General features: G+C 69.0%; 11 protein-coding genes and 2 pseudogenes. 8 read left to right on the forward strand and 5 right to left on the reverse strand.

Going from position 1 to position 22,811, the window contains the following annotated elements:
• The first annotated feature begins 10 nt into the window (after positions 1-10).
• From ACH4OW_RS17945 to ACH4OW_RS17970, 6 genes are all read left to right on the forward strand, one after another.
• Complete coding sequence (locus ACH4OW_RS17945; protein WP_398028786.1) at positions 11-490, forward strand: MSMEG_6728 family protein; 480 nt, start codon at positions 11-13, stop codon at positions 488-490.
• Positions 491-1,130: 640 nt separating this feature from the next.
• Positions 1,131-1,619 (forward strand): hypothetical protein, encoded by a 489-nt coding sequence (locus ACH4OW_RS17950; RefSeq protein ID WP_398028788.1) that lies wholly within the window; start codon positions 1,131-1,133, stop codon positions 1,617-1,619.
• A 147-nt stretch (positions 1,620-1,766) separates the two neighbouring features.
• Entirely contained in the window at positions 1,767-2,078 is a 312-nt protein-coding gene (locus tag ACH4OW_RS17955; RefSeq protein ID WP_398028791.1) for a hypothetical protein, read from the forward strand.
• 171 nt (positions 2,079-2,249) lie between these two features.
• Positions 2,250-9,269, forward strand: a complete 7,020-nt coding sequence (locus ACH4OW_RS17960; RefSeq protein WP_398028794.1) for a toxin glutamine deamidase domain-containing protein — start codon at positions 2,250-2,252, stop codon at positions 9,267-9,269.
• Positions 9,266-9,535, forward strand: coding sequence for a DUF6406 domain-containing protein (locus tag ACH4OW_RS17965; RefSeq protein ID WP_398028796.1), 270 nt, complete (start codon positions 9,266-9,268; stop codon positions 9,533-9,535). The genes ACH4OW_RS17960 and ACH4OW_RS17965 overlap by 4 nt, the downstream gene beginning before the upstream one ends.
• A gap of 49 nt (positions 9,536-9,584) precedes the next feature.
• Positions 9,585-11,807, forward strand: a complete 2,223-nt coding sequence (locus ACH4OW_RS17970) for an SUKH-4 family immunity protein (protein WP_398028799.1) — start codon at positions 9,585-9,587, stop codon at positions 11,805-11,807.
• A gap of 106 nt (positions 11,808-11,913) precedes the next feature.
• Here the strand turns inward: ACH4OW_RS17970 and ACH4OW_RS17975 are convergent, their stop codons facing one another.
• The 3 genes from ACH4OW_RS17975 to ACH4OW_RS17985 all read right to left on the reverse strand — a co-directional run bounded on the left by ACH4OW_RS17975 (position 11,914) and on the right by ACH4OW_RS17985 (position 16,157).
• Positions 11,914-13,221, reverse strand: a complete 1,308-nt coding sequence (locus ACH4OW_RS17975) for an SUKH-4 family immunity protein (RefSeq protein ID WP_398028801.1) — start codon at positions 13,219-13,221, stop codon at positions 11,914-11,916.
• A 147-nt stretch (positions 13,222-13,368) separates the two neighbouring features.
• Positions 13,369-15,414 carry an ATP-binding protein gene (locus tag ACH4OW_RS17980; RefSeq protein ID WP_398028803.1) on the reverse strand — a complete coding sequence of 682 codons (2,046 nt, stop codon included), beginning with the start codon at positions 15,412-15,414 and terminating at the stop codon, positions 13,369-13,371.
• A 557-nt stretch (positions 15,415-15,971) separates the two neighbouring features.
• Positions 15,972-16,157, reverse strand: a complete 186-nt coding sequence (locus tag ACH4OW_RS17985) for a hypothetical protein (RefSeq protein WP_398028805.1) — start codon at positions 16,155-16,157, stop codon at positions 15,972-15,974.
• Between the two features lie 1,698 nt (positions 16,158-17,855).
• Between ACH4OW_RS17985 and ACH4OW_RS17990 the strand changes: the two genes are divergently transcribed.
• Positions 17,856-18,563, forward strand: a complete 708-nt coding sequence (locus ACH4OW_RS17990) for a tyrosine-type recombinase/integrase (protein ID WP_398028808.1) — start codon at positions 17,856-17,858, stop codon at positions 18,561-18,563.
• Positions 18,564-19,213: 650 nt separating this feature from the next.
• Here the strand turns inward: ACH4OW_RS17990 and ACH4OW_RS17995 are convergent.
• A pseudogene (locus tag ACH4OW_RS17995) lies at positions 19,214-20,257 on the reverse strand (IS701 family transposase); the annotation flags it as partial.
• A gap of 143 nt (positions 20,258-20,400) precedes the next feature.
• Positions 20,401-21,393, reverse strand: a complete 993-nt coding sequence (locus ACH4OW_RS18000) for an aldo/keto reductase (RefSeq protein ID WP_398029079.1) — start codon at positions 21,391-21,393, stop codon at positions 20,401-20,403.
• Positions 21,394-22,336: 943 nt separating this feature from the next.
• On the opposite strand from ACH4OW_RS18000, the pseudogene ACH4OW_RS18005 reads away from it, so the two are divergent.
• Positions 22,337-22,753 (forward strand): annotated as a pseudogene (locus ACH4OW_RS18005) (transposase); the annotation flags it as partial.
• Between the last annotated feature and the right edge of the window lie 58 nt (positions 22,754-22,811).

Raw genomic sequence — 22,811 nt, forward strand, 5'->3', positions numbered from 1 at the left:
ACCTGACCCCATGCAGACCTTCCTCCCCTACCCCGACTTCGCGGCGTCCGCCGCCGTCCTCGACGCGCGCCGGCTTGGCAAGCAGCGGGTGGAGACCCTGCAGGTCCTGCGGGGCCTCACCGTCCCCGGCTACGGCTGGCGTCATCACCCGGCCGTCCGCATGTGGCAGGGCTACGAGGAGGCGCTGGTCCGGTACGGCCTGGAAATGTGCCGCGAATGGACCGCCACCGGCCGCCAGGACACCTGCGCCACAACTCTGGCCACCGACTTCACGTCCTACCGCCCGGGGGTACCGGTACGGGCGTACGCCGAACTGGCCGAGGCCGGCGACCTCCCGAACTGGCTCGGCGACCCGGCCTTCCACCGCAGCCACCAGTCCTCCCTGGTCACCAAGGCTCCGGAGCACTACCGCCAGTACTTCCCGAGGGTACCCACAGACCTGCCGTACGTCTGGCCGACGTCGGACCGGGGGGTAGCGGGGGACGGGTGACGGGAGGGCGGGCGACCAGAGACACACCTCCGCTCCCTCGGTTCCGCTCCCACCCGTAACCAAGACCACCCTCAACGCGTCGATCAGGTTGATCACCACCTGAAACGAGCCACCAGACAGGAGGGGCGTTCCATGGCCGACCCAACCAACACAGATCGAATATCGGATGGCAACCAACCGCCCTTGATGCCGCCCTACCCCGGCGGCAGCAACGCCGTCATCGCCAAGGCCGACGCCTCCCGGGGCCGCGGACACCAGATCACCGCTGGCATCTCCTACGTCGACGGCGTTCCGTCCGGCCCGCACACCCGGTGGCACAACCGCGCTGAACAGAAGAGAAGCCTGACGGAACAGACCTTCCCCGCGTCCCCGACCACCCCAAATCGGCGGACGACTCTCCTGCGCCGATGCACGCCCACAAATTCGACATCGGCTACCGACACTGGATCAGGGGAGAACGGGGGCAGCCAGCGCCACAGCCATCGCGAGCACGGTGATCGCTTTGTCCCGGAAGGTGCATCGGCCGGACGCGCCCGGGACAGCATTGTGACGTTCAGGGGTTGAGAGCATGTCAGTGCCACTGGGTACGCTGGCGCAGACGTGAGACGGATGTGAACCGGCGGCGCGAGGACGCCGGGTGGTGAACGGGGGCGCAGCCATGGGCGACGGGTTCAAGAGCAATTCGGAGACACTGAAGGTCGAGGGGAAGAACTTTTCCGAGATCGCCAGGGATTTCTACCAGGCGACCGCCAAGTTGAAGAACGGCTTGGCCGCGCAGGGTGACGGTGGAGGCGGCGGAGGCGAAGCGCCGAAAGAGACGACCTTTTCGAGCGTTGCCCAGGACGCCTGGAAGGGCCTGACCACCTTCAGTGACAAGGAAGGCACCCCACCGTGGGGTGACGACGAGCTCGGCGAGAAGTTCGGCGTGGTCTACGAGGGCCTGCGCGACGGCATGACGGACTCGATGGAGCACCTTGCCACCAAGCTCAACGAAATCGGCAAGGCGTTGGAGCGGATGGCGAAGAACCACGAGGAGAACGAGGACTTCAACCACGCTCTCATCAAGGAGCAGAAGCCGGAGAACCAATTCGGCGGCGAGGTGCGGATCCTCAAGTCCATGAGCAAGTGACACGTGGCAGCCAAGGGCGAGAGCTTACGCCGTATCGGCTCCGGCTCGACGTCTAGGTTCCCAACCGCCCCGCGCCCAGCTCGACCACGTTCGACCGCATGACTGCGCCTGCCCCACAGCCGTCCCCTCACTGCTAGGAGAGATCCCGTGTCGCATCCCGACGCGCCGGAACCGGTACAGCCCGTCCCCGCCACCGCCGAAGAGGCACTGGCTGCCGCCCGCGCCCGATTCGAAGTACTGGATATGGAAGGAAATCCGGCGCCCTTGTACGTGGCGGAGTTCGACATCGGCTTTCTCGTCCACGCCGTCATGCCCCCACCGCCGCCCGGCACTCAGGCGCCGTTGGGTGGCAGTCATATGGTGATCTCCAAAATCGACGGAGCCGTCACCTATGTCCCCAACTTTCCGCCGGACTCCGCGATCGAGCTGTACCGCAGCCTGCGCCGGCCCAACGGCTAGGACCGTCGCCTGACGGCTCGACGGCTCGACGGCTAGTCGGTGGTGCGGAAGGGCTTTTGAGTAGGCTCTGGCATGGGCATGGCTCTGCGCCGGTGGTGAGGCGGATGGGGCCGGTCGGCCCGCAGGGTCGGGACGACACGAATCACATGGGTGACAACGGGGGACTTTGTCATGGCTTTGATGCTGCCGAACGCACTTGAGTGGGTTCTCGAAATGTGCGGCTTCGAATGGCCCACAGGCAACGAAGACAAGATGATGGAGTGCGCCAACACCTGGCGCCAGTTCGCCGCTGACGTGTCGAGTCTCCAGGCTCGTGGCATGAGCGCCGCCGGCAACGTACTAGCCGAGAACGCCGGCGACTCCATCGAGGGCTTCAACAAGACCTGGGACAAGTTCGGCGGCGGCTCGGGCTACTTCGACGACGCCCGCCAGGGCGCCGAGCTGATCGCTATTTGCCTGGACGCAGCGGCGATGCTCATCATCGGGCTAAAGGTGGCGGTGATCGCCCAGTTGGTCATCCTGGCGATCGAGATCGCCGCGGCCCAGGCCGCCGCTCCCTTCACCCTGGGTCTGTCCGAGCTCGGCGCGATGGGCGCGGCCGCCGCCACGCGGATGATCCTGCGCAAACTGCTCAAAGAGGTAGCCCAACAGATATTGCAGGCGGTGTTGGAAACTGCCAAGGAACCCTTTGTCTCCGCTATGGAAGCCATGGTCTCCGACCTGGTCGCCCAGACCGTCGAGCAGAACTTCGGCAAGCAGTCGGGCTATGACCTGGGCCGCACCGCCAAGAAGGGTTACGAGGAGGGCAAGGAGGCCCTCAAGAACTCCGGTTCCACCTTCGGCGAGTCCCTGCGCGACGGCGCCGGCTCCCGTGCGGGGCATGGCGCCCGCCACGGGCTGACCCACAGTGGAAGCCACGGCGACGGCGACGGTGGCGGCGACGGCTCGTCGGGCTCCGGCAACGGCAGCTCGTCGAACTCCAACAATCCGGCGTCGAACAATTCCTCTTCGTCGAGCAACAACGCGTCGAACAGTAACTCTTCGAGCAACAACTCGTCGTCCAACGACAGCAGTTCGTCGAGCAGCTCCCCGAGTTCCAATAGTTCGCCGAGCCCGAGCAGCGGCGACTCCGGGCGCAGGGCCCCGGATATCGGCGGCCCGTCGCCCTCGTCTTCGTCTTCGGCGTCGGCTTCGTCTCCGTCGAGTGGTTCGGGCAGCTCGTCGTCGAGTCCTTCCTCGTCATCCGATGGCCCGCCGGCTTCGAGTTCGCCCTCCTCATCCTCGAATACGGCGTCCAACAGCAGCACGGGCAGCACGGGCAGTACCGGCAGCCCGGACTCGCCGAGCCCCTCCTCGTCCTCGCCCTCACCAAGCCGTGGGTCCGACTCGCCCAGCCCCTTCGACGTGGGCACCCATGCCTACAACGAAAGCGTGGGGCGTCCTTCGGGCGACGACTCGTCCACCCCCCACTCGTCTCCGGACTCGTCCACGTCGTCCAACACGACGAGGGCTGATGTCGGAGGCGGGCCAGCCCCCGACGCCACCCATGACTCAGGCCGCCCGGCCAGCACACCGGACGCCCCGCCGAGCACGGCGCCGGACACCACTCCGGACAGCGCTCGACCGAGCCGCCCGGACGGTGTCGGCGCGCACACCCCGGAGCAGGGCGCGTCGATTCCGGACCCGCGCAACGCCGAGCCCGCGCCCATGCCGTCCCCGCCGCCGGAGACAGACCGTCCCGAGGCCGCACCGGCCCCGGCTCCCGACAACTCCCGTCCCGAGCCGGGCGTGCACCAGGTTGACCGCGACCCGGGCGCCACCACGCCCGCACCGGCCCAGGGCCCCACGCCGGGCGACTCCAACGACAGCAACAGCAACGGCAACGGCAACGACAACCAGGGCAGCGGTCGCGTCCGCATGCCGAGCGGCGCCATGCCTGGCAATGCGCCCACCGCCAACCCCAGCCCTGGTCAGGGCCACGCACCGACTCCATCAACACCGACCCAGCAACACCCGGACGACGAGAACCTCGGCCTCATGGGCAACGTCGCCACGGCGGCGCCCCCGGGCCTCGGTACGCAGCCCGGTGAGGCGGGTATCCCGCAGCAGGCGGCCCCGTCATCCGCGACGCCCTCAACGCCGACCCCAGGAGCCATGCCACCGCCGACGGCCGGCCCCATCCCGACGCAGGCGCCGGCGGCAGGCAACCCCACAAGGACACCACGGGCCACCAGACCCAGCGCCACGACGCCGCGTGCCGAACAGCCGAGCACCAGGCCCACGACGCCGTCGCGGGACACCCAGCAGAACCGCCCCGCATCGCCGCCACGCACCGAGACGCCACGCAGCGCGACGCCGCGTACTGAGAGGCCACGTACCGAGGCACCGAGCCGCTCGACCACGCCGCCCCGCGGCGAGCGGCCGCCGGCCGAGTCCCCCACGTCCACGCCGAACAACCAGGGGATGCCGGCACCGATCAACAACCAGCCGGACAACAACCAGCCGAACAGTCAGCAGCCGGACGTCACCAACCAGACGCCCGATCAGACCCAGCCCCCCTCTGAGCAACCCACGGCGCCCCCGCCTTCGCCCCAGGCAGACAGCCTCTCGGACATCCGTAATGATCTGAACACTCCGTTCGAAGGTCTGACCGCACCCGACCCTGCCCATCAGCAGGACCTTGAGAACGCCCACCCGAGGAACGCCGACGGCACCCCGCAGGTGTACGCGGACCCGCGGCAGGGAAACTGGGCCGCGCTGCAGAACGACGGCGGCGTAGGGGTGCCCGGCCGATCCAACAACTGCGCCGACTGCACCCGCTCGTTCCTTGAGACATGGTTCGGCCGCCCTACGGTGTCAGCCCCGCGCACCTTGGACCTCAACGCGGACGGCAGCCTCAACACCTTCTCCGCGGAGCGAGACTCGGTCGACAACCAGGCGCGTTGGGCCGGCGCCCCCAGTACGTACGCGGGCAAGGACCACCCCAACCCGTACGCACGTATCGCCTACGACCTGTCGCAGGCCGGGCATGGCTCGGCAGCCGTGATCGGCGTCAACTGGCCCGGCGGTGGCGGCCACGCCTTCGCCGCGGTCAACCACAACGGCCAGGTTCTGTTCGTCGACCCGCAAACAGGCGTCGTCAGCGAGAATCCGATTCACCTGGGCGCCCAAGAGGTCTTCTACACCCCGCTGGACGCCAATCGAAATCCGATTACCCCGTACTTCCTGACCCCGTCGACGCCTCAACCTTCAACTCAGCACACTCAGAACACCCAGAACTCTCCGGACACCAACAACAGCTCGGATCCCGGTTCATCGACGGATCAGTCAGCCTCCGACGCTCAGTCGGACGGACCTCCCAACACCTCGCCGTCCACTGATGAGGCCCCCTCCCGCAACGACAATTCGACCACCGCTTCCACCACCGACCGCAGCACCGACACAGCCCGGCCGTCGACGACCCCGGATTCCTCCCCAACGCCGGAGCCGACGCCGACCCCCGGAATGACGCCAACCCCGGAGACGACGGCACCGCAGAACGACGCCGTCTCTCCGGAAAGGAACACCACCCAGGACGCGCAGGACAACCAGAAACCCCACGACACCCACGACACCCACGACACCCACGACACCCACGACACCCACGACACCCACGACACCCACGACACCCACGACACCCACGACACCCACGAAAGTCACCCCCCTCAAGACACCGACCAGCAAGCGGAGCCGAGGGAACCGGTCTTCCCGTCCACCGCCACGCGCCCCTCCGGCCCCCCGGACGGCTACGACGACCCTGCCGACGCCGACAACCGCGCGCAGCAGGAGCGATTCCCGCGTAACGAGGACGGATCGTTCCAGCAGGCCCCTGACCCGCGCGAGGGCACCTGGGTCGACGATCTGCGCGGCCAGAACCCGGACGAGTCCGGCCGCGACGTCAACTGCCCCGACGCGTCGCTGGCGTTTGTCGAGTCGTACGCGGGCAACCCCACGGTCGCCGCCCGCCGCAGCCCGAACGCGGACGGCACCCCCGCCGACACTCCCGAGCCCAACGGCCGCGACCGTATCGAGAACGCCCTGGGCGCCCAGTTCGACGACTTCGGCGACGGCCGCGACGCGTACAAAAACCTGGAGACCGCCCTCCTCAGCGAGGGACACGGCTCTCAGGCAGTGATCATCACCCAGAACGCCGACGGCCGTGCCCACGCCTGGAACGTGGTCAACCACAACGGGCAGATCGTCTACGCCGACCCGCAGACAGGCCAGCACGGCACCACCCCGCTCCACAGCGGCAACAACGGCGTCTTCGCGATCCCGTTGGACGCCAACCGTCGCCCCATCGCGACCACCAACCAACCCACCAGCCAACCCACCACCCAGCCCACTACGCACAACCAGAGCCGGACCACACCTGCCGATACTGATCACGCAGCCCCTCAGCGCCCGGCCGGTTCGCCTGCTGATTCGAACGACCCCAGCGCGGAGGCCACTCGCGAGCGGCGCAACCAGAGCCTTCCCGACCCGGAGGCAGGAACCGAGTCGCATGCGAACCTTCCTCCGGACACAGCACAGAGCGAGCTTCGAGACGTACGCAACGTCCATCGGATCGGCCTGGACCCGGTCCAGGCGCAGATGCGGCAGTGGGCCCAGCCACAAGGCGACCCGCCCCGGGTGCCCTTGGCCGACGTACTGCGGGAATCCAACTCTCGCCGCCAGGCGCACGCGGAGTCTGCGCAGCTGGTACGCGAAGCCAGGCAGGACTATGACAGGGCACTGAAAGAAGTCGCCGACGCCAAGGCAGAGCGGACCAGGGCGGCGACCGCGGCGCGGAAAGCCAAGACCGACGACGCGAAGCAGGCGGCTCAGGCCAAGCGTGCGGCGGCGGAGCAGCGGCTCGCCAACGCCCAGCAGGCGCTGCCCCAGGCCGATGCCGCCCACAAGGCCGCGATGGCGGCGCACCGCAATGTTCCGATGCCGTCGACAAACTTCACCGACAGTGATCTCCGGCAGCATCTCGATCCGGCGTGGTCGCACATGAACGACGGCCAGCGGTACGCCGCGATCGCCGCTCTGGCCCGCATCAGCCAGTCCTTCCACGCCAACAACGCCGTCGGCGTGACCCCTGACCCGGCCGCGCACAACGATGCGTACGACAACGGAAAGTTCCACGAATCGGCGGCTCCCTGGCGACGGGAACTCGCATCGCACCCGGATGGGACGAACCTCCGGGACGTGGAGGACCTCAAGCGGCTGCTTGAGGAGACGGAGAGTAATTCGCCCGACTTCTCCGGCAAGAACTACGCGGTCGTGGAGGTTTTCGACCCGGACACCAAGGAAAGTCACTACATCGTCGATTCGTCGGTTCCCCCTGCCGTGGACGGCGCCGACCCGATGCACTCCGAATCCCACATTCTCAATTGGATCGACCAGCTCAACGAGAATCGTGAAGCTCGGAAGCAGGCCAAAGTCGAGGTCAAGGGTCTCTACACCGAACGTGAGCCCTGCGGCCTGCCCAAAACCAAATCCGGTCATCCCACCGGGCACGCCAACTGCTCCAAGGCAATCAACGATTCCCAGGCGATGGACGGTGTTCCCGTCCACTACAGCACGACCTATCGAGCGGACCCGGACCTCAAGGCTCTCAAGGCGGCCGAGCGGGACAGACTGCGCGCAGAAGGCAAGACCGAGTCCCAGATCAAGACTGCGCTCGGCAGGTACCGTACGCCGAGCCAGCAGATCCAGGACGGGGAGATTCAGCAACACCTGAAGTTCGTCAACGAACTGGCACAGACGCTGGCGAACCTCGGCCAGGACACACCGCCACCCCCGACGCCCGACCAGAAGACGCCGCCCACTCAGGCGCCTCAGTCGGGCCCGTCCCACCCCACGGACCCCAACCGCACACCCTCGTCGAACCCGGACCCGGCAGGCACGGACCACCGTCCCCCGTCGAACCCGGCAGGCACAGACCGCCGTCCCCCGGCGGACCCCTCCGGCACGCCGACCACCACCCCGGCCGGTGGCGAGCGCACACCTGCGGCAAACTCCGCGAGCGTCGCTCCGCACACGGAGACCGCAACCGCGGGCACGGGAGAGGCCCCGCGTCCCACCACCACTGCCACGGGGACTGCCGAGCAGGCCGGCGCCCCGAACCCATCCGCCGACGAGCCTCGCGAAGGCTCCCCCGCCTCGGACAACCAGCCCGAGAAGCGCGGCCGGTTGAAGCAGTTGTGGCAGTCCCTGACCCACTCAGGTACGGCCGAGCCCACCGAGATCACCACTGAGGTGGACCAGCCGCGCTTCGGCAACCACAAGAAACCGCCGGAGTTCCAGCCCGACCGCTACGGCACCCCGCTGGACCGGCCCGACGGGACGCGCGTGCCGCTGTTCGACGGGCCTCCGTCGCGCGAGCAGACGCAGCAGGGCGCCATCGGCGACTGCGGCATCATCGCCACCTTGGGTGCCCTCGCAAGCAGGTACCCGGATCTCCTCCAGGACATGATCCGGGAGACGGAGGACGGCAATTACGAGGTTCGCTTCCACGAGGTGCGGCGCAACAACTACGGCAACCAGGCTCCGACCGGCCGCATCCTCACCGTGCGCGTCACTCCCGACGTGCCCGTGTACAGCGACTTCCCCAACACCACCGCCTACGCCAACGCCAACGACACGGGCGTGGCCTGGCCGGCGATCATGGAGAAGGCCATCGCAGGTCTGGACCAGTTCTGGGACGACAAGAAGCGCGAGAACGAGTCGCAGTACCCCGGCAACAAGGACTTCGACGGCAACCTGTTGACGGGCTACTCGCGTATCGGCCAGGGCTCCACATCAGGTGACCGCGCCGAGCTGCTCGCCCAGCTGACGGGACGTACGGCGGAGAACCACGATTTCCCGACGCAGTACGATATGCACGGCCGCAGCCCGGAAAAGCAAATTTTGGCCCATCTGCGGGAGCTCACGGAAAGCGGCAGGCCGGTCGTCATCGGCACCCGCCCCAAGGGCACCGGAGTGGAGAACAAGATGGAGAAGAACCTCCTGAGTTCCCACGCCTACGAGATCGTCTCGGTCGACGACAAGGGCATGATTCAGCTGCGTAATCCGCACAACCGGCGGCATCCCGAGCCGCTGAGCATCAAGGAATTCATGAAATACTGCAGTAACCAGTACGCATCTTTGGAGGATGAGAAGTGAGCGTCGACACGATTCGCCTCTGGCACGGAATCCAGCGCAATACCGAGAATGCGAGCTTCGCGGTGATGGACATCTACAGAGAGTCCGACGCCTCGGCTAGGGTTCGGCTCGGGATCGTCACCACTGAGGAGCAGTATCACACCCTCCGCGTTGGCGAGACCTTCCCCGTGGGTGACGAGACATGGCAGCTCGCCGACTTGACCGGTTGGCCGAGCGAGGACGACTGGACCGTGACGCTCCGCCGCGTCACGGCCGCCCCGGCCTGACGGCGTCGCCGCCACCGCCACCGCCGCGCAACTCAGGAGGATCATGCCCGTGCCCACGACCGACACCCCCGACACCCCCGGAAACCCCGGAAATGCCGGCCCCGGAATTCCCGAGGAAGAGGTCGCCGGTCGCGTCGGCGCGTGGTGGCGTGCTGGTGGGCTGGGTGGCCACGTGGCCTTTCTTGTTGCTACGGGAGGCCATGACGCTTCGGCCGTTATACGGGAGACACACGAGCACGTGCCCGGCAGTGTTGTCGTCGATGCCACCGGTCTCACCGCCGAGCAGGTCATGCAGCAGGCCCTCACGGCGCTCGGGGTCGATCTGTCCGTGGACGAGCGGGACGACTGGCGTTTCGCGCTCGGCTCGTGGCCCGAGGAGCGGTTGCTGCTGGTTGTCAACGCCCATCGTGCCGGGCCGACGCGGAGGTCGTACGAGCCCGAGCGGTTGGTGACCCGGACTCTTCCGTGGCTGGCGCGTGGCAAGTTGGCCGTGATGGTCCATGTGGTTCCCGAGTTGCTGCCGGCCCGCGTCGATCCCAAGGCGGTGTTCCGGCTGTCCGCCGCAGCCGTCGAGTCGCCACCGGCGGTGGCGGAGTCCGTTGCCGTGCGGGCGTTGGCGCTGGCCGAGCCCCGCTCCGTACCCGTTCCGGTCTGGGCCCAACTTGTCACCGCGCTGACCGGTGAAGCGGCATCCGAAGACGAACTCGCCGAATTCGCGGGGGAAGAGGCCGGAATTCTTCGGCTCGGGCCTCTCGGGGTTTCCTTTGCCGACGAGGGGCTGGCCGAGAGCTTGCGCCGGGAGATCGAATCTGCCGACCTCGCCCGTGTCAATAGGCATGTGGTTGCCTGGCTGATGCGCTCGGCTCCGGGTTTTCTCCACCCCGAGGGATGGTCCAAGCGCGGTGCCGTCGGCCTGTACGCGGCCACCGGGCTCGCCATGCACGCCGTGCAAGCGGGAACGTACGACGAAGTCCTTCGGGACGGACGTATCGTCGCCAATCTGCCGCAAACCGCGCTCATGGACGCGGCGCGAAGCATTACGTCCCTCATCCCCGGAAACACGGCCGCCGCCGACGCAATTCACCTGTGGGGCTGGGGAATCACCCCGCGACATCAGACAGAGTGGGCCTCGTGGCTGCACTTGATGGCGCTTTCGCGTGGCGATCTGGAATTCGCGTCGGCGGTCGCCTCCTCTGGCGTGACACTGCCCTGGCAGGCCAAGTGGGCTTATTGGCGGCCGCCGGGTGGCTACCATGCGCGCTATCTGCGGGCCGGGAGATTCGCGGCACTGGCGGAGGTGCGCTGGCAGGGGCGACCCGCCGTTGCCGGTTTGCAGCAGCGGACGGTGGACGGAGCACAGCAGCCGTATGTCTCGGTCTGGGACGCGGAGACGGGAGACCGTGTCGCAGGCCCTTGGGAGAACGACGAGATTCCGCAGGAGCATCGTGCGGATCTCACCTGGCCCGCGTCACCGACGGACGGCTCCGCTTCGCCCGCTCTCGTCCGGGAACTGTTCGGCTCGTCGTCCCCCCGGCGAAGCGAGCAGGATTTTGTACTGCCGTGCGCCCCATTGGACGTGGGTGACGTCGCCGTTTTCGGGGGCGACGCGGGGCTGATCGCCATCCGGCCTGCGGGCGGCGTGGACGTATCCGAATTCGGTGCCCGGAAGCAGCCCCTGAGCTGGGATTACACGGACGCGGGCCCGAGCCGTCCGAGCGAAGCGCCGGCCCCGGGCCACGAGGATGTCAGCACCCTGTTCGGCGAGGACGCGATCTATCCCGTCGAGACCGAGGATTTCCCGGATCGGCTCACCCACGCGGCGACCCGCGAACTCCTCCTGGAATTCGGGCTGCCGGACATGAACGAAGGGGCCATGGGGCTTTTCCCGTACGGCAACTGGGAGATGGGCATTCTCGACGAACTGCCCTCCTGGCCCGAGGGAATCGAACCTGTCCCCGAAACCGGTCCTTTCTTCCAGATCGGCAAGTGGATGGGCGGCAAGCTCGTCATCGACGGGCCCACCGGACACGTCCTACGCGTTCCCACGAAACCGGGCCAGGATCACCTCGCCGGCCTTCCCGCAGCACACAGTCTCGAAGATTTCCTCACCATGGTCGCGCTGTGGGTCACCGGGCTTCGTACGCGGGATGTTCTGCCCCCGGCCAGTTCAGAGCGAGAGCAGCTCACCTATTGGGTCCTGGGAGCGCTGGCCGAAATCGACGAGACGGGCAGTGAGCAGCCCGCCTGGTCGTACGTACTCCACAACACGTGACGCCGATCAGCCGGAGAGGCAGGCGAGGTCGCGTCACGAGACGCCAGCGCCGCGCCTCCACGGCGGCCGGGAGCGATCAGAACAACCCGACGGCGGCCGGGAGCGATCAGAACAACCCGTGCCACATCTGTTCGACGATCACCGACCACCAGTTCCTCGGATCGTCCAGGGCCGTCGCGTCGATGGCGACGAGCTGAGCCTGGAAGCCGGCGACGGCCCTGCCCGCCATCACCGGGTCGAGCCCGATCATCCCTTCGCGCGTGGTGTGCAGGAGCGCGAGGGAGCGGGCGAAGGCGGACACCGAGGCGTTGACGCGGCGGCCCGCGCCGTTCTCCGGAGTGACGGCCCAGAGCTGGCCGACCGGCTCACCCTCCAGATCCGACCCCGTGCACTGGACGGTGATCAGCGCGGCCCCGTCCGTGCCGATCCTGACGTGACCCTCCAGGAACGCGAGGGAGTCGGCGCTCGCCTGAGAGCCGACCCGGCGCAGGTACACCCCCACATTGGCGAACAGCCCGGCCTCCGGGCTGTCGGCCGTGAAGAAGAACGGGATGTCGGTCGGAAGCCCGGCCCCTACCAGCGTGGCCTTGGCGTCCTCGGGGAGCGGGGTGCCCGCCACGTCGTCGGCGTCGTAGCGGAGTACGCCGTCAGCGCCGAAGACCTCCGTCAGCTCGCGGCCCAGGGCGACATCGCGGAGCGGCTCGGCCGGCTCGACATCGGCCGGCACCGGCGCGCGGTGAGGCCGTGGCGGCGGCTGCTGCCCCGCGATCTGGTGCACCGTCTCGACGTGCTGGAGCAGCCCGGCGATCGCCTCCGCGCGCTCCTCGGCCCGCAGGCCGTACTCCTGCGTGCAGGAGAACCGGGCGTTGGGGTAGGCACTGCCGACCAGCCGGCCCGGGTACCCGCCGGGGAGCAGACTGGAGCTGAGGTCGGTGTGGATCGCGACCACGTTCTGCGCGGGGACGCCGAGGTCCTGGATCTCCATCATGGCCTGGAACTCGGAGTGCGGCAGACCGGGGGCGGAGTTCTTGAAGAGGCTCGTCTCCTCGCCGGTGCCCGGGTCGACGTAGGTGATGACCGTGGTGTTGCCGGGGCCGGTGACCGGCGGCTGCGCGGGCGGTACGGCCTCCTGGCTGCCGCCGTGCTTTTGCTGATACATCCGCACGACCTCCTCGACCGGCACGGACGGCCAGGTGCTCAGCTCGCCGGTGCGGCGGTCGACCACACCGCAGGAGTGGCCGATCGTGGCCGGCGGCCGGCGCTTGCCCGTGACCGGGTCACGCTCGATCGGCGGGGCCGCGGCCCACACCACCCAGCCCAGATCGAACTCCTGCATCCGCACCTCACGGCGCTCCTGCCCCTCGGGGTTGAGCCACCCTTCGGCGGTCGCGAGCGCCTGCTCCTGGCTGATCACGGGAACTCCCTTCGAGTCTTCGGACGGGCGGGGCCGGTGCGGCCGGGGTCGGCGCCGGGCGGGGTCGGTGCCGGGCGAGGTCGGTGCCTGGGGCCACTGCTTGCGGCCGCCGCCTGGGACCGTATACGGAGCGCCAAGCGGCCGTGGCTAGGGCTGTGCCGGGCGGATACGCAGCGCCTTCACACCGCTTTCCGTGGCAACAAGGAGGATGCCGTCGGGGGAGAGGTCGGTTCCCGTGAGGGGCGTGGCGGAGATCAGGGTCGTGACGATCTTCCCGTCGCCCTCCTGCTCGCCGCGACGCCATACGCGTACGTAGTCGGCGCCGCGGCTGAACCCGAGCGGCCCGGTGGCGCGCTCGTCATCCGAGGGGCGCAGGATCCGGGCCGGGTCGGCATCGATGACGGAGCCGGTGGCGAGGTCCTGCACCAGTACGGCGGGTGCCTTGGGATCGCCGGCCTTCAACGGGCGCGCACCCGGTGTGCCTTGAGGCACCGCGCTTACGGCGACCGCGAGCGTGGCCGACTCCGGGAGCTCCGGCTTCGCAGGCGTCCGAGCGGCGCTGTCCGACGCAGCCGCCGTCGGGGCCAGTTTGCCGACGGTCACGGCGTCGACCCCGGTGACCCGTACGCTCCACAGGGTGTGCCAGGGAAGTCCGGGCACCGTGCGGCGCAACACCGCCGCGTACTCCGGCAGCCCGTCTTCGACGAACGCGGTCTCCAGGAGCGCCGCTCGCAGGACGGCGGGTGCCTGGGTGCGGGTGAGCAGCGGGGCCGTACGCAGATAGGTGCGCGCCGGCGCGTCCAACTGCTCCGGGGGTACGGCCTCCACCGCTGCGCGCAGCCACACCGGCTCGGCGTGGGCGAACAGGCCGGGATCGGTGAGGAGCCGGGGGAGCAGCCCGGCTTCCAGGGTGTGTCCCGCGATGTGATCGCGAACGTACGTCCCTGCCTTCGCCCAGTCCTGATCGGGTACGGCCTCCAGCAGCTCCACGGCGATACGCGCCTGAGCGCCCGGAATATCCGGAATCCCTGCCCGTATGGCCTCGCCGATGCCCGGATGCTGCAACCCAAGGAGCGTCCGCTCGCCCTCGGGGATACCTTCGCCGGCCCTCTCGATGGGCTCGGCGGGCTCGGCCCTCCAGATGGGGCGGATGAAGGGGGCGACGAGCAGCATGCCCCGCGCCATGTCCTCGCTCATATCCCGCTCGGCGACTGCGGAGGCGAGCGGGGTCAGCAGGTGCACGGGCAGGCCGTCGCCCTCGGCAAGGGCGAGGGGAGCGAGGATCTGCCGCAGGGTTCGAGGGTGGGCGCCGAGTCGGTGGGCGTGCAGATCGATCGCTTCGCCGACGCTGCCGGGCAGGTGGCTCGCATCCGCCGGGTCGAACCCCTCAGGGTGCATCAGGACCGACTGCACGGCGAGACGCACGGTCAGGCGGCTGCCGGCGCCGTCTCCCGCGCGCCGGGCGATCACCTCGGCGAGCGCGCGTCGAGCGTCAGACTCGATCGTGAAGGGCAGTTCCGGGGCGCCGAACTGGGGATTGAGCAGCGTCTCGGCCTGCAACACCAGCCCTTCGGGGTCGGCCCACTCGGGTGCGTCGAGGTCGATGACCTGGGCCACGCCGGGCGGCAGACCCTCGGCGAGCTCGACGGCGAGCTTCCGGGGCACGTCGGCGAGGAGGCGTATGGAATCGACGGCGGCGAGGGGCTTCAGCACGTCCCGCACCACGCGCGCGGGCTCACCCGCCCCCCGAACCGGACCGGCCCGGTCCACATCCGCCACCACAATCGTCACCGGCTGTCCGGACGACGCGAGTCGACCGAGTTCGGGGACGATGTCGGCGGTGCGGCTCGCGGACAACTCGTAGTGATCGGCGAGCAGCCACAGGGTCTGCGCTGCCGTCAGCCCGGCGGCGCTCGGCACCGCGGGTGCGGGCAACTCCGCAGGCACGGTCGCCGGATCGAGCGCGTCCAGCTCAAGCCCCTCGCGATGCTCCGGATCGCAGAGCATCAGGAACCCCGTGAGCAGCCGCGAACACCCGGTGCCCGGGCTCCCGGTCAGGACGACGACCCGAGGCGCACCCGGCCGCTCCATCCGCCACGCCGTGAGCGCGCGCAACGCGGCATTGCGCCCGCCGATGTAGGGGTGGGGCTCATGGGCCTTGGTCCGTTCAGGGGCCTGGGTCGGGCTGGTCATCGTCTCCCCGTTGTCCTGTCCGTCCGGCACCGTCAAGCCGCGTTGATCGTACGCCGTTCATGCTTACGCCGTTCATGCTTACGCCGTTCATGCTGGTGGGAGGCGAGCCTGAGCCGGTACACGGAGCCGCCATCGACCTGGGCGGGGGCCCGACGGCGGCGGCGACGCCCCAAGATCCCGCCCACGCCTCGTCCACACGCCGACATGCGGCCACCTCGCACGGCATGCGCCCGCACATACGCGAAGACCCCGGCCTCAGCGTTTCCGCTGGTGACGGGGTCTTCGGACACCTCACACAAGGTGCCCCCGGCAGGATTCGAACCTGCGCACACGGCTCCGGAGAGCATTCACCGTTCCGCGCTCACAAGCCTCTGACCTGCGCCGGAGCTGGTCATGGTCGCCGGTCGCGGCCAAGAGTGTCGGGCATGTGCCGTAGGGCGCCCGGAAGACGGCCCCGGGGCCGACCGCCACCCTCTAGCGCCCTGAACGGCACCTGATCAGGTCGTTAGACGTCAGAGGCCGTCTGCTGGCGCGCGGCTGTGCGGTCGTCGGCCGCACTATGGACCGCCCGTCCTGCTGCGGGTGCGGACGCACTCGGGGCAGGTCCACGCCCGCCCGAGGACGCGCACCAGCCGTGTGCCCGGGTGTTCGGGGCAGTGCAGTTCGACCGGTCGCCCTGGCTTGTGCGGCTGGCGGACGTAGGACGCGAACCAGCGGCGCCCGTCGGGGTCGCGTTCGATCATCCGTCGTCGTCCTCGGCCTCGTCATCGTCCGGTTCGGGTTCCGGCGCACTCACCGTCTCCTCGTTCCCCAAGTCGTACCCGGCGATCTCCCTGCCACCTCCGGCCATGGCGCCCGCCTCCACTCGTCGGCCGTCCCCCCATCGTCCTCCGGTGGGCGCCGCGTCCACAATGCCCCGCTCACGCTCTGTGCTTGTTGCCGCTTATAGCGACAACAAGCGGGCAACAAGCAACGCGGAGTGATGGTCGGGTCGGGGGAAGCGGTCAGGGATACGGGGAGAGGTCCCTGATCATTGCCCTGGCCCCGCCTCCCCGCCTTGATCGGCGCAAATGCCCGTCAGGGAGCCGGGAACGTACACGCCGACAGGCGTCGAGAACGGCTAGGTACGCGGTTTCCCGCCCCGGACTGCCGCTCCTTCCCCATCACGGTGCGTGCGGGTCAGGGCGGGAAGGGCATGAGCGAGCGGCCTACGGCCGCACGACCCTTGGCAGGCTCGCTGCGCTCGCGCGCGGCGGCCGCCGCGCACGAGCGCAGCCCGAGCACTTCCTTGCCTTCACTGCCATCACGGCGGCCCTCATGTGCCACCGCTGCATGGCAAAATTACACGGCTTTTTAAGCCGACGCTAAAAAGGTTGCCAGTGGCGCGACCGTCCTGGATCACTCACCCATTTCCTGGTGGCACACTGTCGACCTACCCATACAAAACGCCTGGCGGATACAAGCGCACCATGTGCGTAGTGGATGACGCAAATAACTTCAACTTCCATGGAAAGAATTACGGCCCCAAGGGAATTGTCACGGCGTTCTGGGTCGAGGGGCACACAGGGCGAGCGGGTGCAGCAAGAAGGGGTGACAAACACGGCTACCGCGGCCGAGACTGATTTGGAAGGGAGTCGTGATGCGCAGTTGGTCAGTCGGCGACCGGGTCACTGTGCCCAGGGATACCGATCATCCAGAAAAACCCGTGGCGTAGTTTCCATGGTGACGGCCGACGGTGGAGTCCTCGTCTGGTTCCCCCGGTCGGGCGCTGAGGTCTACCATCCAGACGACCTTGTGCCTGCGCACTCGGAAGACTTCTCAGAGGGTGCGCCGTAGCGTCAGCGTCGCGTGCATTCTCTGCAAGTGCTGGCCCCCTTTGGGCGTACTGGGAAGCTGCCTCCCCGCCTCCCTCGCGATTCCCCGGCCGTCTCGCCGGTTCCGCTGTCACTTTGCGTTGCTTGTTGTCGCTTGTAGCGACGACCAGCAACGCAGAGCGTGAGCGGAGACATTGTGGGCTCGGTGTCCACCGGAGGACGATTGGCAGGCTCGCGGCGGCGGCCGTCCGGGCCGGGCGTCGCCGCGCGGTGCGGGCCCCCGGGCAGGGACGGCATTTTCAGAGAGGGCAGGCCGACCTGGCCGCCGCGGCCGGCCAACCGTCGCCGCCCCGAACAGCAAGAAGAACACCCGTCGCCGTGCCCCGGGGTGCTCTTCTTGCTTGTCTCGACATGCTCCGCGCGCTCTGCTCATCGAGCACCACACGCGAGTGAAGCCGCGCGTGCAGGTGAACGCCACGGTGCGCGGCACCGCGCGGCGGAACTCACCGGCGACGCGCGCGGCGCGCGGTTGGGGTGCGCGGCTGCGCGGCAAGTGCGTGGCGGCGCGCGGCACTACGCCCGTGACCGAGCGGTCGCGTAAGTCTTGCCCCGCTGCCGGAAGCATCCGTGACCGGCACCGCCCGCGACTACGCCGCAGGCGTCACGCCCTCACAGGGGCGGCAGTTGCTGGCGGCCGTGACCTACGTGGGGTCGTGGCACCGTGCCCGCGGGCGGCGGCTGGCTGCGTTCTTCGCTGTCATCTACTTTGCGGCGCTCCGGCTGGCGGAAGTGGTCGGACTGAGGAGGGCTGACTGTCACCTGCCGGAAGCGGGCTGGGGCACGTTCACGCTGCGGGAGGCCCGGCCGGTTTCCGGCAAGCAGTGGACCGATTCCGGGGAGTGGCACGATCGCCGTGGTCTCAAGGCGCAGGAGGCGAACACGGACCGTCCGGTGCCCATCCCTCCCGTGCTGGTCACCATCCTCCAGGCTCATCTGGCGGAGTTCGGCACGGCCAAAGACGGGAGGGTGTTCGGCAACGAGCGCGGCGGAGTGGTCGGGTCGTCCACGTATTGGCGGGTGTGGGAAGAGGCGCGGGAGTACGCGTTGCCCCCGGACCGTGTGGAGTCGCCTTTGGCCGGGCGCCCGTACGGCCTGCGGCACGCCTGCATCACGCGATGGCTGAACGCCGGGGTGCCCATTGCCGAGATCGCGCGGCGGGTCGGCAACTCGCCGGAAGTGATCCATCGCCGGTACCACGGCTGCGTGGACGGGCACGAAGCAGCGGCCAACGCGAAGATCGCAAAGGTGCTGGAAGAGGAGGGCGACACGGCGTAGTCAGAGTGTGTCGCGTATGTGTCGCGACCAGTGAGAGAGTAAGAAAAAGCGGGAGTCAGTGAGACTGACTCCCGCTCTCTGTGCCTGGCATCTACGCTGGTCAACCGCTTGATCGTGCTGGTTGAAGCGAAGTGTCCCCGGCAGGATTCGAACCTGCGCACACGGCTCCGGAGGACGCGGCAGTCCCAGGTTTTTGTGCAGGCGACGTGCCTAACTGACAGTTAGTCAGCCTTGTGGTCCCGCGCATGTCTTGCGAAAATGAAATGCCCCATATGGCACATGGCTCTGTGGTTTGGCGGCCCTGCGGTGGAAAGTGCCGAAGGGGTCTGGCGCCGTAGGTGAGAGCCGATGGTTAGACCTTGATGACGGTGATGCGAGAGCCGCACAGGGCGGTTAGTACTCAAGTGCGGCTTCGTGATCCATCCAGCCGGCTCGTCGGTGGCCCGTCGTCGGCAGTGGCTGCGTCGGGCTGTTGCCTGGTGGTGTCGGCGCCAGGTGGACCAGTGCAGCAACTTGGCCACTGACAAGGCCGGTGGGTGGAAGGCGACGGCAAGCGGGTGGCGGATTTCCGGGACGGTCAGCGCAATGGGGTCCCGGCTGCGGGCGGGATGGTGCGGATTGGCGGGACGGTCGGGGGCGGCGAGGGCGGTCAGGAAGGCCAGGGCGAGCATGGCGAGGGTGACGTGCCGGTGCCAGGAGGTCCAGTTGCGGACCTGGTAGTGGTCGAGTCCGACCTGGCCCTGGGCGGCCTGGAAGCATTCCTCCACGCTCCAGCGGATGCCGGCGACGCGGACCAGTTCGGCCAGGGGCACCTGGGCGGGTGACCAGCACAGGTAGAAGGCGAGTTCGCCGGTGGTCCGGTTGCGGCGGATGAGCAGGTGGCGGTGGATGCCGGCGCCGATGTGGATCCAGGCCCAGTCGTAATAGCGCGGGCCGCTTGCTCCGTTGCCGGCGCTGTGGCGGTGCCAGGCCGTGGCGGGCAGACGGCCAGCGATGGTGTCCGCGCGGACGGGGGTGCGGCCGTGGTTGATGCGGACCCGGATCGAGCAGGCGATGGCCATGACGTAGCCGATGCCGCGTTTTTCCAGGGTTGTTCGCATCTGCGGGTCCTCGCCGTAGGCCTCGTCGCCGGTCACCCAGGAGGCGGTGCTACCGCCGTCGAGCGCGGCAGCGGTCATCTCAACGGCCAGGCGGGGCTTGGTGGCGAAGGCCACCTCGTCGGGTATCCCGGCAGCCCGGCGGCGCTCGGGATCGGTGCACCAGGAGTGCTCGGGCAGGTAGGGCCGGCGGTCGATCAACGCCCGTCCCCGGCGGGTGGCGTAAGCGAGGAGCACACCGACCTGGCTGTTCTCGATGCGTCCGGCGGTGCCGGTGTACTGCCGTGGCACGCCCGCCGAGGCGGACCCCTTCGTCACGAAGCCGGTCTCGCCCACGACCAGGACACCGCCGTCGGTGCCGAGGTGTTCGGCGGCGTAGGCGCGCAGGTCGTCGCGGACGGCATCGGCGTCCCAGCGGGCGTAGCGCAGCAGGCGCTGCATCAGCCCGGGCCGGGCGTGGCCGGCTTGTTCGGCCAGCTGCCAGCAGTTCTTCCGCTCAACGCCCGACAGCAGCCCGAGCAGAGAGGCGCGGGCGGTCCTCCGTGGCTCAACCCGCCCGAACCGGCCCGCGATCCGGACCGTCACCCGGTCGAACATCGCCCACCAGCGGGCAGGGTCTACGCTGTGGCTCGCGGCCATCGCACGATCTTCAGGAGTCCACACGACCCCCGATGATCAGGCGGTGGCCGTACCCGTTCCCGGCCGGGTCCGCGACAAGATCGCGAAGTCGGACTGGCGTCCTAACCCCGGGCGACCTCAGCGGTGTGTGCGGGGGTGTAGCGCTCGCCCGTCACCTGGTCGCTCAGCGGGTCCAGCGCGGCCAGTGCCTCGGCGTCCAGGGTGAGCTCCAGCGCGGCCGCGTTCTGCTCCAGCCGGGCCGGGCTGCGGGTGCCCGGAATAGTCGCCACCGCCACCCCGAGCCGCTCGGTCTGGGCGTACACCCAGGCCAGCGCCACCTGGGCGGGGGTGGCGCCCAGCCGGTCGGCCACCTCGCGCACGGTCTGCGTGATCTTCTCGTTGGCCTCGCCCGCCTCGCCGGTGAAGCGGGGGTTGGTGCGCCGGAAGTCCTTCTCGCCCAGTGTGGAGCGGTCCAGGGTGCCGGTCAGGAACCCCCGGCCCAGCGGCGAGTACGGCACCAGCCCGACCCCCAGCTCGGCCATCACCGGGGTGATGGCCTCGACGTCGCGGGTCCACAGCGAGTACTCGCTCTGCACCGCGGTGATCGGGTGCACCGCGTGCGCCCGGCGCAGCAGCTCGCCGTCGACCTCGGACAGGCCCAGATGGCGGACCTTGCCCGCCTCGACCAGCTCGGCCATTGCCCCGACGGTCTCCTCGATCTCCACGTCCTGGGGCGGGCGGTGGGCGTAGTACAGGTCGATCACCTCGACGCCCAGCCGCAACAGCGAGGCGTCGCAGGAGCGCAGCACGTAGTCCCGGGCACCGCGGATGCGGCGTGCTCGGTCGCCGGCGCTGCGGTCGATGCCGAACTTGGTGGCCAGCTGCACCTGGTCCCGGCGGCCGTGGATGGCCCGGCCCACCAGCACCTCGTTGTGGCCGGTGCCGTAGGAGTCGGAGGTGTCCAGGAAGGTGATGCCCAGCTCCAGGGCCCGGTCGATGGTGGCCAGGCCGCCGTCCCAGTCGGGGGCGCCGTAGCTCTCGCTCATCCCCATGCACCCCAGGCCCATCGCGCTGACGGTGAAGCCGGGCGAGCCGAGCGCGGTTCGGGTGATCATGCGCGGATACTCCTCCTGCCCGGCGGAGCGGGCGATACCTTGAGCACTGACGAACGCCTCGGACGCTAGGACTTGGAGCGCCCTCGAAGTCAAGCCGGAGGACCGGCCCCCGCCGGCGGGGCAGGCGCGGCGGGAGCGGGTGAGGGTGAGGGTGAAGCAGTCCACCGACAGCAGGTCGCCACAGGGCCCGGACACCGCGTATTTCCCGGCCGTCCTCACCAGCGGGTGCAGCGGCCCAGCGGCCGTACCCGTTCCCACCAGGGTCAGCGACAAGATCGCGAAGTCAGACTGGAGTACTAGGGCGGTGGCGCCGAGCATGGCGTCGATGGCGTACTTGTGACCGTGCAGGCCGGCGGCGAGGAGGGCGGCGGCGTGACGGGCAATGGGCTCGGTGATCGGTTCGATGACGAGGCGGGAGAGGATCCACTCCAGGGCCGGGCGGTTGATCCGAGGGTGGACCACTTCCACAAGGGTGGCCGCGGAAGTGATCACCCGCAGGTCATCGGCGCGAGCGAGGGTGAGCCAGCCGGTGACGGTGAGGTCGCGAAGGACGGCCTTGGCCAGCCCTTCGCTGTCGAGGATCAGAGTGCCGCCGGGGGTAGCGGCGGATGAGCGGGTCACGCGGCGTTCGCCCCGCCTTGCGTTTTGCGGATCCTGGCCGAGCTGCAGATCGAGGCCGATGCCGGAGATCCCGACGGCGCCCTGACCCGCGAGCTGGCGCGGGAGTGGGCGGTGAACATCGACTCCACTCCTGCCGGGCCCACCCGCACGCGGTCGGGGCCCGGCACCGGCCGCCGCGAGACTTTCCCGAAAAGGGGGCGGGACGCGTGTGGAGGCCGATGGACGGGAGGGGCTGGGACGCTCACGGGGCGGGGTGACCACCAAGGGCCACCTGCTGGCCGACGACCGGGCCCGCCCGCTGACCTAGCTCACCTCGCCGGGCCAGCGGGGCGACAGTCCCATGCTCTGGCCGGTGCTGGAGTCGCTGCGCATTGCTCGCCGCGGGCCCGGCCGGCCACGCCGTCGCCCGGACCGGGTGCGCGGCGACAAGGCGTACTCCAGCCGCGACAACCGCGCCTGCCTGCGCCGTCGGGGCATCAAAGCAACGATCGCCGAGCCGGACGATCAGCGGGCCAACCGCCGCAACCGTGGCCGGGCCGGCGGCCGACCGCCCGCTTTCGACAAGACCCAGTACCGGCGGCGCAGGGCGGTCGAGCGGTGCATCAGCAAGTGGAAACAGTTCCGGGCGGTGGCCAGCCGCTACGACAAACGCGACTACATCTTCAACGGCACCCTCACCGTCACCGCGATCGTCATCTGGCTCCGCGACACCATCCAAGAGCCATCAGAAACGGCCTAGCAGCCATCTTCGCATGGCACGCAGAGGGACAGCGGCGAGGTAACAGATGTCACGGTAG

The organism is Streptomyces sp. NPDC017056 (genome assembly GCF_044332485.1).
Taxonomy (GTDB): domain Bacteria; phylum Actinomycetota; class Actinomycetes; order Streptomycetales; family Streptomycetaceae; genus Streptomyces.

Bases quoted from the DNA above. Each gene is read 5' to 3' on its own strand.
- ACH4OW_RS17945 (WP_398028786.1), top strand. From the start codon at position 11: ATGCAGACCTTCCTCCCCTACCCCGACTTCGCGGCGTCCGCCGCCGTC.
- ACH4OW_RS17960 (WP_398028794.1), top strand. From the start codon at position 2,250: ATGGCTTTGATGCTGCCGAACGCACTTGAGTGGGTTCTCGAAATGTGC.
- ACH4OW_RS17980 (WP_398028803.1), bottom strand. From the start codon at position 15,414: ATGACCAGCCCGACCCAGGCCCCTGAACGGACCAAGGCCCATGAGCCC.
- ACH4OW_RS17985 (WP_398028805.1), bottom strand. From the start codon at position 16,157: ATGATCGAACGCGACCCCGACGGGCGCCGCTGGTTCGCGTCCTACGTC.
- ACH4OW_RS18000 (WP_398029079.1), bottom strand. From the start codon at position 21,393: ATGATCACCCGAACCGCGCTCGGCTCGCCCGGCTTCACCGTCAGCGCG.